At 34.5% G+C, this 10580-nt stretch carries 9 protein-coding genes and 1 pseudogene; 1 reads left to right on the top strand and 9 read right to left on the bottom strand.

All coding sequences use genetic code 11. The features are described from left to right. Positions 1–94: 94 nt before the first annotated feature. The 5 genes from FGQ66_RS14230 to FGQ66_RS14210 all read right to left on the bottom strand — a co-directional run bounded on the left by FGQ66_RS14230 (position 95) and on the right by FGQ66_RS14210 (position 4506). On the bottom strand, positions 95–790 hold the full coding sequence (locus tag FGQ66_RS14230) for an AP2 domain-containing protein (RefSeq protein WP_138302637.1): 696 nt from the start codon (positions 788–790) through the stop codon (positions 95–97). Positions 791–859: 69 nt separating this feature from the next. Beyond that, positions 860–2992 carry a hypothetical protein gene (locus FGQ66_RS14225; protein WP_104870046.1) on the bottom strand — a complete coding sequence of 711 codons (2133 nt, stop codon included), beginning with the start codon at positions 2990–2992 and terminating at the stop codon, positions 860–862. After that, positions 2979–3287 (bottom strand): hypothetical protein, encoded by a 309-nt coding sequence (locus FGQ66_RS14220; protein WP_095443904.1) that lies wholly within the window; start codon positions 3285–3287, stop codon positions 2979–2981. The genes FGQ66_RS14225 and FGQ66_RS14220 overlap by 14 nt, the downstream gene beginning before the upstream one ends. 8 nt (positions 3288–3295) lie before the next feature. Next, positions 3296–3946 (bottom strand): hypothetical protein, encoded by a 651-nt coding sequence (locus FGQ66_RS14215; protein ID WP_095443905.1) that lies wholly within the window; start codon positions 3944–3946, stop codon positions 3296–3298. Positions 3947–3987: 41 nt separating this feature from the next. Continuing rightward, positions 3988–4506: a hypothetical protein gene (locus FGQ66_RS14210; protein ID WP_095443906.1), complete on the bottom strand. Its 519-nt coding sequence runs from the start codon at positions 4504–4506 to the stop codon at positions 3988–3990. Between the two features lie 161 nt (positions 4507–4667). Between FGQ66_RS14210 and FGQ66_RS14205 the strand changes: the two genes are divergently transcribed. Then, positions 4668–6194, top strand: coding sequence for an AcpB/EbpR/MafR family transcriptional regulator (locus tag FGQ66_RS14205; RefSeq protein ID WP_138302636.1), 1527 nt, complete (start codon positions 4668–4670; stop codon positions 6192–6194). Positions 6195–6472: 278 nt separating this feature from the next. Here the strand turns inward: FGQ66_RS14205 and FGQ66_RS14200 are convergent, their stop codons facing one another. From FGQ66_RS14200 to FGQ66_RS14185, 4 genes and pseudogenes are all read right to left on the bottom strand, one after another. Further along, positions 6473–7303, bottom strand: a complete 831-nt coding sequence (locus FGQ66_RS14200; RefSeq protein ID WP_095443908.1) for a phosphoenolpyruvate hydrolase family protein — start codon at positions 7301–7303, stop codon at positions 6473–6475. Beyond that, positions 7296–8525 carry a Tm-1-like ATP-binding domain-containing protein gene (locus FGQ66_RS14195; RefSeq protein ID WP_002390848.1) on the bottom strand — a complete coding sequence of 410 codons (1230 nt, stop codon included), beginning with the start codon at positions 8523–8525 and terminating at the stop codon, positions 7296–7298. Before FGQ66_RS14195 ends, FGQ66_RS14200 begins: the two co-directional genes overlap by 8 nt. A gap of 99 nt (positions 8526–8624) precedes the next feature. Continuing rightward, entirely contained in the window at positions 8625–9815 is a 1191-nt protein-coding gene (locus tag FGQ66_RS14190; RefSeq protein WP_104870052.1) for a phosphoenolpyruvate hydrolase family protein, read from the bottom strand. 332 nt (positions 9816–10147) lie between these two features. Further along, positions 10148–10504 (bottom strand): annotated as a pseudogene (locus FGQ66_RS14185) (conjugal transfer protein); the annotation flags it as partial. Positions 10505–10580 lie beyond the last annotated feature (76 nt).

The raw sequence follows: 10580 nt of genomic DNA, 5'->3' as shown, positions 1-10580 counted from the left end.
GAAGATAGTAGCCCACGGCTACAATAATCACATCCTGCTGAAATTGCTTTCCTTTAAAATGATTCATCGTCATTCCTCCTGCTATCTTTTTCTATTATTCTACCTTATTTGATAGTAGATTTAAAACTTTGCAACAGAACCAAGTAATATAAGCTACCCACATTCCCTTACATCGATAAACTCCTTTTACGCCACTAGTATTGTTTTTGGCCAATTTAGCTTTCAAACATTCGACAATTGTTCCTTTTACACAAGTTCTACTTTCAACTCTTTTCAAACAACCACAACTTTTTGTGTGACCTGATGATAAGTTGCCATAGCTAACTTCACATAATTGACCGCAGCTACACTTACATCTCCATTTTGTTTTCCAATCTAACTTCTTATTTAATGGTTCAATGACGGTCAGGTTACCGAATATTTGTGTTTCAATGTGAAACTGTTTTTCCTTAAGACATCCACAACTCCGGATTTCTCCTCGTTGCAATCGTTTTGCCGATGCCATTATTTCATTGCCACACGAACATAGGCATTTCCATACAACGGTTCCTTCGCTACGTTCTTCTGTTGGGGTAAGGGCAACTAGTTCACCAAATTTTTTATTAGATAAATCCTTATATCTATGCCGATTTTTAACATTTCCACACCCGCAGCTTTTTGTTCGACCCGAGACTAAATTGGAATGATAAACAATTGTTTCTTGTCCACAATCACAAAGGCAGTGATACTTTTTATAGCCATTTTGAATTAATTCATCTAAAATAATCAGATGACCATATCTTTTTTGCATAACCCATCGCCTCATTACTCATGAAATCTATGTACTGAGATAACCAGGGGACCACCCTAGTTATCTCTACTAAATCACTTCAAATTTGAAGGTCATTTGGATGTTACATTTTGTATTTTGATATTTTTCGTAATATGCTCCTTTAATTTGAAATCCACCAACTGCTTGAGAATTTAAAATTCCCAATTCTTGATTTGCTACTGACGGATGCAACTCAATCATCGGAAACTGAAAATCTTCCAATGAGCTCAGACTTAATTTTACTTTTTCATCATTTCCACCAGGTTCGGCATCACTAGCCCGAATGACATCAATCGTTGAACTAGGATCCACCTGCGTTTTGGCTAGAGATACTTTAAGCTTTGCAGTTGAATTATTTTTCACTTCGTAACTCGGTGATGATACCTTACCGTTTTGAACATCTGTTGATCCAAAAATTACTTTTTGCGGGATAGTAACATCAATCAAATCTTTGGCATCTAAAATATTAATCGTGATATCTTTCGTAAGATTGCCAAGTTGGATCGTAGCAGTATAGGAGCCAAACTGAGGCTTTACATCATGCTTAATCACTTTAATTTGCTTAGATATTTCATTTCCACTTGATAGTTCCCACGCTTTAGATTGGCTTTCTTGCAAAATCCATTCTTCAATTTTTGAAGCAGGAACTTGGTTAGAATAGGCAGTGAAATTTTGCGAACTCAATACATATTGATTATCAAAGATACTATGATGATCATGTACAAAAACAGGCACAGTCACTTCTGACTTATTCCCATTTTGATCAGATAATTCAACTTTCGCATACGTTAAACCAATTTTAGATGTATCAGGTATTTTTACATATTTTGCCGTTATTTTTGAAGTATCATCGTTATCTTGCAAATTTTTTACTACATCAAGTGGGTTAGTTGATATACTGCCGTTAACAGGCACCATTTGTAAAATACCATCCCCGATAGGTGCAATAGCATCAGGATTCACGGTTAGCTTTGCTTGTGCTTTAGTACTGTTTCCAGACGGATCGCTCACGACAAGAAAAACATCCTGGCTTCCAATCTTTTTTACATCAGGAGCTGGTTTTGAAGGATCAAACGAAGTTCTCATTTTTCCGGTTTTATCATTATCAGTAATTGAACGAATAAAATCATTTGCATCTACTTTTGATCCATACTCAATGATTTTTTCCTTTGTGTTAACTAGTGGTGGAGTAGAATCCTGTACACCAATTGTTGACTTCAATAAAGATGCATTACCTGAACTATCTGTTAACTTCATTTCAAAGGGATGATTTCCCAAGCCCAAACTGTTAGGATCAGTATCTGAATAAATAGCAACAGGTTTTGTGTCATTATCCCAAGGCTCATATTCAAGAAAGTCTCTGATTTCAGCATTCGTACCCAATTCCAAGAAAATTGGATTAATCAACTGTCCCGTTGGAGGAGTGGTATCAATAACAGTAAAGGGAATATCAACAGGTACTGTATGGCTATCGTCAAAAAAAATAAATTTCCCACTAGTTTCCCCTATTTTTGTATCATCAGGTTTCTCTTTCATGTAATAAGATACTTCACCTGTGTTTCCACTATAATCCACGAAGCTTAAAGGATCGTCTACCTTGATATCGAACAGATTTAATTGGATTTTATTTGTCTGTTTTGGAATTACTGTAAGATGTTTTTGTGCTACATTCACTGTAAAAGAATCCTTTATTATTGTCCCGCTTGGACCAAAGCGATCATTTACTGTCCACCAAACTCCAGCCACATTCTCTTTAACGTGAAAAGACCAATCTAGTTGATATTCAATATTTATTGTTACCTTAGGTGAGGAGCCACTTCCTCTTTTTAATTGAATATTATTTGAATTATAGCTAATACTCACAGTATTTGGATCACTACTAGTCATGCTTTTGATAATTCTTTTAGCTGGTCCAGTATATGCATACTCATTTTTATGCCAATCATTACAATAAAATTCAAAATCAGTAGATGTTTGGTATCCTCGAGTATAACCCTCATCAGCTGGAAGCACAGTTTGCTCAAAATAGACTTTCATGTCATTCCATTCTTTCTGTGTTGCATCTTGCGCTACGTCTCTAGCAGTATCACCAGAATCACTTGCAAAGCTATATGTGGGAAATGACAAACTTCCAATAATGCAAACGAAAGCCATAATCAAAGAAAAGCTACTTTTTTTCATAAGCGCCTCCCAATAGAAACCTCAGCTCTAAAGCGATAAGCATAAGGACCACTCCAATGAAGGAGAGAAATTTACTATTATCTCCTTCATTGCCTAATTGTGGTAATTTATCCATCTTATCATTTTGGTTTTCATCAATTACATTAGAATGTTGGTCGTTTCCTTTGCCAATGATTCCTTCAATCGGAATATGATTAAACTGAATACTTGATGACTCAGCGAAGGTCTCGATTGGACAGATAAAAGTTAGAAGGACTACTAACGATAGCAATATAAAACCATAGTATTTTTTCATATCAATTCCTATTGAACTTCAAACTTAAGAACTAAATCATATTGTGGATTTAAAGCATTTTTTTCAAAATTAAAACCTGTTGCTACCCCACCACTTAATTTAAATTCAAGCTTGTCTCCAGTTGGATTCAAAGTGCCAATTTCCGCCGGGAATTGAGCAGGATTTTGTGGGTCTGTCGTGTGCAAAGCGATGTCTTTGTTTGCAGTTTTATTGGTTAAGTTCAAAGTCAACTTATCACTAATTTTTTCAGCATCCGTTTGACTCCCAGATCCTCCCGGTGTACCACTATCCTTAAAAGCATTAACAGAAATCTTAACTCCTTTTGAGGAAAGATTTTCAATTTCATAAAGTGGAGAAATAATACCTGTACTTACATCCGTTTGACCAAATAAGATTTTTGTTGGAATTTTTACATCAACCCATGCAGGATCTGTTGGATCTGGATCTGGCTGAGTCGGGTCTGTTGGATCTGTTGGATCAAATTCTTTAAATGTTCCTTCTGCCGGAATAGTAGCAGAATCTTGTTTTTTGACTTCTTGTGGTTGAGTATTCGGATCTGGTTGACCATCTTCATAGGCAAACGCAGCTGACGGGCCTAATAATGCTGCTCCTCCAAACGCGACTACACCGAAAAGTGCTACAAATTGTGTTTTTTTCATTTTTGTTCCTCCATTGTTTCTATTATTTATAACTAGATATTCTAGTTATTCACAGATAATTGCCCTACTACTAGGGTTTCTCCAACCTTTTTTTGTGCCTTATCGTTCTCATAATAGGTGACTAAATTTCGTGTTTTATAAACACCTTTTTTGATGGTAGTGCTTAATTTACCTTGGGATACATATTGTTTTGGCTTAATGAGACCTGAATCATAAACAACTTTATTCTCTCCATCAATTGTAGTCTGAACGCGTATGGCATATTGATTACTTGCCGGATTTAATATACTGACCTCGCCAACCTCTGATGAAGATTCAAAGACCATATCAGAATTCATTTTCAAACGTACTTCGCTTTTATCAGCCTTCGCTTGAAGAAGCTCTTCAAATTCTTTTTCGCTCATTTCCTTAACAAACTCACCTGATTTCCCATCAGTTTCGCCAGCAACTACATTTGGTGCAGTTTGATGAGTTAAAAAATAGTAGTACACACTTCCCACTAACAGAGCTATCAACAAAATTAAAAGGATAATAATTCTTGATCGTTTTTTTCTTTCCATTCTCCTTACCTTCCATTGTTTTTCTTACTCTAATGTTGTTATAATAATTGTAGCTTGTCAGCTTACCTATGTTTCCAACAACGGTGATAACTATAGAACAATACTTCTCATTGAGAAAGTTCATTTTTAATCTAACGTTCGTTAACTATTGGAGGCTCCATATGGAAACATTATTAGAAAAAAACTTACAACGGCACTATCAAATCATTAAATTTCTCATTTATAGAGACTGGGAAAAAATTAGTACCATTTCGAAATTTACCCAAATCTCTGAAAGTACAGTTCGTAAAAGCATTGGGGATATCAACCGATACATCAGCCCAGCAAAACTGGAAAGTAGTAAGCAACTAGGTGTACGTCTAATTCTCATGCCTGATCAAAATCCTTTTTTTATTTTTTCTGCACTTTACAATCAGTCTGCAAGATTCTCCATACTTGAAGAAATCTTTTTAAGTAGACATACCAATTTGACCTCTCTGGCTGATCATCTTTTCCTCAGCATTTCTACATTAAAAAGAAAGATAGGAACAATCAATGAACTTTTAGCTCCCTTCGACTTTCACATTGACTGCACTTATATGGACATAATCGGTGATGAGAGAAAAATCTGCCGGTTCTATTTTTGCTATTTAATCGAAAAATATGGACTCATTGAAAAAGTACTTGCTGAGAGCGATGTTGAATTAATGGATGAGGTCATGCACGAGTTTATGGATCGCTACCCATTTTTACAAACACCTGCACGCCAATCCTATTCTTATGTAAATAAATTTAGAACTATGTTATTTATTAATTTTATACGCATTCGCAGAGGTCACTTACTTCCAAGCCAATCACGAAATGATCAAAAACATGGTTTTACTTTTTCAGAAGAGTTAACTCAAAAACTTTTTCAACACTATCACACTGAGATAAGCTCAAAGAGCATATATCGATTATTTTATATATTTTTTAATGACAAATATGCATGGTCAATGACAGATTTAAATCAAAAATGCTCCTTAAATCCAAAAATTAATCATCTTCGTGTTACGATAGAAAATACATTAAATTCAATTGTTGAAAAGGAAAATCTAATCCTATCTAATAAAGAAGAACTTATGCTTTGTCTATACAACGCAACCACTTATATTTGGGGACCTACAAAAATTCTTTATAATCCTAATGAAGAGTTTTTTATCAATCTCAATAATTATTACGTAGAATTCACACAAAGGATTAAAGAAATTATATCTCGTTATTTTTTAAATAGAGATTTACCAATTTATACAGATGATTCTGTTATTAATCGACTATTATTTATGATAGTCACTTCATGGGACTCATTATCTGATCAATTGGAACAAAAATCGCCAACTATTAAAACTGGACTCTTTTTCAATACAAGCTATGAGCACTGTTTTTTTTTAAAAGAAGATATTATGTATCATTTAAAAACACGAGTGAATGTGGATTTGATTGATGCTACTAGCCTTACCTCAGTTAGAGAAAGAATGTGTAAGTACGATCTTTTGATAACCAATCTTCCATCACTGTTCGTACCAGAATGTACCGTAGTATCTATTCATTCAAATCCTACTCCAAAAGATTTTGAGAACATACTCACTGTCTACAATGAAATCGTGAATAATAAGCAAGATTTTGATCTGTCCATAGTACAAAAACAGAATAGTATTTATAAGTATTAAAATAAGTCCAGCACTCAAAAGAGTGCTGGACTGTAGTTTTGTTTCATCAGTTCACATAAAAACCTCATACTATCTTTTCTCTATCTCTTGAAGTTAGTCTTTGCTTAAAACTATAAACAACTTAACTATATTTTTCAAAAAAAGTATCTAGTATGTTATATATACTGATTTCTTACAAAATCGTCAATATATGTTAGAAACAAATTTCATTAGATGTCCCAATTAGAAAAACCAAGAAAATTTTTATTAACGATTTTGATATAAAAAAACAAACTCTATTAATTCTTAATCTTTTTAAATGCAGCTGTTTGTTCTCTGATACCTTTTTCAGCTGCAAAGCGCTCAATACTGGAAGCACCAAAGAAACCATCAATTCCCTTTGTTTTTTCAATAATATATTTAGCATCTTCGGGTTCAGCAATTGGACCACCATGGCAAATTACCATGATTTCAGGGTTCACTTTTCTACCGGCATCAATAATTGCTTTAATTTTTTCTACACAATCGTCAAGGGTCAATGCTGTTTTGGCACCAATTGTACCTTTAGTGGTTAATCCCATATGTGCAACTAGAATATCCGCTCCAGCTTCTGCCATTTTTCGGGCTTGTTCAGGATCAAAGACATACGGTGTTGTTAACATGTCTAATTCATGTGCTTTTTTAATCATATCAACTTCTAAATCGTACCCCATCCCAGTTTCTTCCAAGTTTTGTCTAAATACACCATCGATTAAACCAACTGTAGGAAAATTTTGAACTCCATTAAATCCTTGTTCTTTCAACTGCTTCAAATAGATCTCCATTACTCGGAAAGGATCCGTTCCGCAAACACCGGCCAATACAGGCGTTTCATTCACAACGGGCAAAACTTCTTGTCCCATCTCAACAACAATTTGATTTGCATCTCCATAGGAAAGAAGGCCTGCTAATGAACCTCTCCCTGCCATTCTGTAACGACCAGAGTTGTAAACAATCAACATATCAGCTCCGCCAGCTTCACTACTTTTTGCAGTAATCCCTGTTCCAGCGCCTACGCCAACAAGAATCTCTCCCTTATTAACTTTCTCTTTAAAATTCGTAATGACTTCTTTTCGTGTTTGACTATTCATTGATTATGTCTCCTTCTTTATTCATTAAATTAATTAATTGTTGCGCAGAAAGTTCTGCAAATTCCTTATTATTTATTGCTTGTTCTTTTTCAATTATCCTTACATTGTCATTGTCAAGATTTTCCTTAATTGATTCAATTAGCGCTTTATCAGCTTCTGGATAATAGAATGGGCCATCTACAACATCAATAGAAGAAAAACCACCGTTTGGTATAAGCAGTACTGTCTCTATCTGTGCCATATTCAATTTTTTTGCTACGATTTTGCCCAATTCTCGACTTTCTTCAACAGAAGTTCTCATCAGAGTTACTGTTGGGTTATGCTTATAGAAGTTCCTATTTTTGAACTTCTCTGGAACTGTATCAAATGGTCCAAAATTTACCATATCCATTGCACCTAAAGATACAACTTGAGGAACTTTTGCTAAAGCTGCAGCTTCTAACCTATTTTCACCTGCCTTTAAAACTCCACCGACCAACTCGTCAGCCCATTCAGTCGTCGTCAAATCAAGTACTCCTGCAAAATACCCATCCGAAACTAGAGATTCCATGGTCTGACCGCCAATCCCAGTTGCATGAAATACCAATACTTCGTAACCATTTTGCTCAAGATATTCTCGAGCAAAATTTACAGCAGGCGTTGTCACACCAAACATAGTAGCGGCCACTAGAGGATGTTCATCCACTTCATTTTCAATACGATAATTTAGCAATCCAGCTATCGCTGAAACAGCATTCCCAAAAATTCGTTTTGATATCTTATTTAATCCTGATACATCTACAATTGAAGGCATCATGATGATGTCACTGGTCCCAACATAAACACTAGTATCTCCTGAAGCGACTGTTGAAACAATCATTTTGGGAATACCAATCGGTAATTTTCTCATGCCAGGTGCCACAAGCGAAGTCCCGCCAGTTCCCCCAAAGGATAGAACCCCATCAAAAAGCCCTTTTTTAAATAATTTAGGAAGCAACTGTTCTAACCCTTTAGACAAAACATCCGTAGCATAAGCTCGATCATTGCGCTTACGGATTGTCTCAATATTTTCTTGAACCTCGGCAGCAATTTCAGAAACATCAACATCTGGAGTAAAAAATGGTTCAAATACCCCTGTATGAATGGTAAATACATTCAAATCAAGTTTTTCTAAAAGCTGTTTAATGTACTGGTACTCTGTCCCTTTTGAATCAAAAGTTCCTACTAAGGCAACAGTTTTCAATCGTTTTTACCTCCTTATTTAGTCACAGTTAACTGCTTACAAGTTGATTATAGGTATATCAGGACCGATTGAAAACGTTTCACATCGTGATGAAATAGTTTATATATTAGATTCTCTGTACTTTTTTGGTGATTGTTTCATATATTTTTTGAAAATCTTATTAAATTGTGCGTAATCAGAATAACCGACGCTACTTGCAATTTCTACCAATCTTAAGTTCGTTGAGTTCATTAATTCAATAGCCTTATTTAGCCGAAACTTGATTAGGTACTCAGTAAAACTTACACCTACTTTTCGTTTAAAAAGATCACTTAGATAGCTTGAAGATAAATTGGTAAAATCTGCTAAATCACTAATATAAATGGTTGTCGAATAATTTTCACTTATGTATTTTTTTACAAAGTCAACATAATCATAATATTTTTCAACACCTTCTAAAATCTGGATAGTTAAGTTATCGTGTTGTGTGTGCGTAGCATCTTTGAATGATTTAATCTGAGAAGAAAGGATTTGTTCTGAATTAATTCTTTCAAAGGTTGATCCACCAATATATCCCTTTATTTCAGGAAATTTATTATAAATATAGCGCACTTCTGTTAAGTCATTTATTGGACCGCCGTAAACCATGATGATGCTCTTCGATTTCCGCTCAATCAACTTTGCACAAATTTCTTGAATAGTACTGAGCATATTTTCAAAGGAGTGCATTTTTTTTGCACCTAAATTTCCTCCTTCAGTAAGACCTAAGTGTATACACACAATATCTGGTCCAACCTTATCCATTTGTTCAGCTTCCTTCTTATTTGTTACAAACCCCATAGTAAATAACCCATTATTTTTGGCAAGCTCTATAAACTCTACCTCTTGAAAAAAGGTAATTTTCTCTTCTTCTAGAGCCTCTCTAAACTTGCCATCAATCAAACTAACCGTCGGATAATTTACAACCCCTGCAAAATTGTATTCTTTGATATAACGAATCAATTCATCTGATTTTATTAAGGGATCCGTTGCATTTACTCCAAATAATACAGGGAAATCATCCAACACAGGCAACAATTCTTTTGTAGAAAATTCCTTTACTAGATCATTACTGTTAGCAAATGGTAAATAACCTCCCAGTGAACTCCTCCCCATTTGTCTGAATTTGCCCGAATTTAAGGCTAGTATTAAATCTGCTCCACCTTGTTTAGCGTTAACTGCACTCATCCCAGTTGCCGTAGCAATACCTAAAAGAAACTTGCCACCATAAATCTGCCTTTTTAATTTGCTTAAAATGACTTCTCTTTTCATTGTACCAACCACACTTTCATAAAAAGTTTCTTTCTGCCACTCCAGTATACTTCAATAGTAAAATATCTCAACAATTGAAAAAAGACTTACAAGAAGACCTGTATCCAAGCGTAATCAATACCTTCCACAGTTTTTTTACAAAACTATATTCGTTCAAAATTACTTGTATATGAGTCTTAGCCACACTATCTGAATTATTACCTCATCATTTCATTTCTAAAAAACTATATCGATTCTGATATATGAAATATAAATTACAAGGAACCGCATCATTTACGATACGGTTTCCCATGACTAATTTACAATGCTCAAAAAACTAGGTTAGTCACCTCTTAGTTACAAATCTTTTTTTTTGATTCAATAATCATCCAGGTTCCGTATTTTTGTATTTTCAATCTATATTGAAAATAATTAATTGCTTTTGAAAAAACATCGCAGTATTTCACATCAACATTGACTTGAATATCTTCGCCAATTCCTTGAAAAACGGTGTTAAATATTTCCACAAATTTTAAGTTAGAGTTGATTGGTTGCATTGCATCAGATTTTACGTAATAATCGAGTTCATTTTCTGATGCGGTCGGATAAATCTTGAAAAATGTCTCTAGAAATTCAGTAATTTCTTCTGTTGTTTTGGCATCAATTTCTGAATCATTTTCTACCTGTTTTACTTCATATTTTGCCTTATTGTAACTGCTAGACTGTATTGTGCAGTTATTGCTAAATAAGAATGTGCACTTTTACCCTATTACTTCGTTCCATTTG

Source organism: Enterococcus sp. BSD2780061688st2 D3 (genome assembly GCF_005844145.1).
GTDB lineage: Bacteria > Bacillota > Bacilli > Lactobacillales > Enterococcaceae > Enterococcus_B > Enterococcus_B durans.
The sequence above is the reverse complement of the archived record's forward strand: the minus strand, read 5'-3'. Positions and strand labels throughout refer to the sequence as shown.

What these genes read in the sequence shown, in the direction of transcription:
- FGQ66_RS14215 (WP_095443905.1), bottom strand. Translation starts at nt 3,946, where the DNA reads ATGAAAAAAACACAATTTGTAGCACTTTTCGGTGTAGTCGCGTTTGGA.
- FGQ66_RS14200 (WP_095443908.1), bottom strand. Translation starts at nt 7,303, where the DNA reads ATGAATAGTCAAACACGAAAAGAAGTCATTACGAATTTTAAAGAGAAA.
- FGQ66_RS14225 (WP_104870046.1), bottom strand. Translation starts at nt 2,992, where the DNA reads ATGAAAAAAAGTAGCTTTTCTTTGATTATGGCTTTCGTTTGCATTATT.
- FGQ66_RS14190 (WP_104870052.1), bottom strand. Translation starts at nt 9,815, where the DNA reads ATGAAAAGAGAAGTCATTTTAAGCAAATTAAAAAGGCAGATTTATGGT.
- FGQ66_RS14205 (WP_138302636.1), top strand. Translation starts at nt 4,668, where the DNA reads ATGGAAACATTATTAGAAAAAAACTTACAACGGCACTATCAAATCATT.
- FGQ66_RS14220 (WP_095443904.1), bottom strand. Translation starts at nt 3,287, where the DNA reads ATGAAAAAATACTATGGTTTTATATTGCTATCGTTAGTAGTCCTTCTA.
- FGQ66_RS14210 (WP_095443906.1), bottom strand. Translation starts at nt 4,506, where the DNA reads ATGGAAAGAAAAAAACGATCAAGAATTATTATCCTTTTAATTTTGTTG.
- FGQ66_RS14230 (WP_138302637.1), bottom strand. Translation starts at nt 790, where the DNA reads ATGCAAAAAAGATATGGTCATCTGATTATTTTAGATGAATTAATTCAA.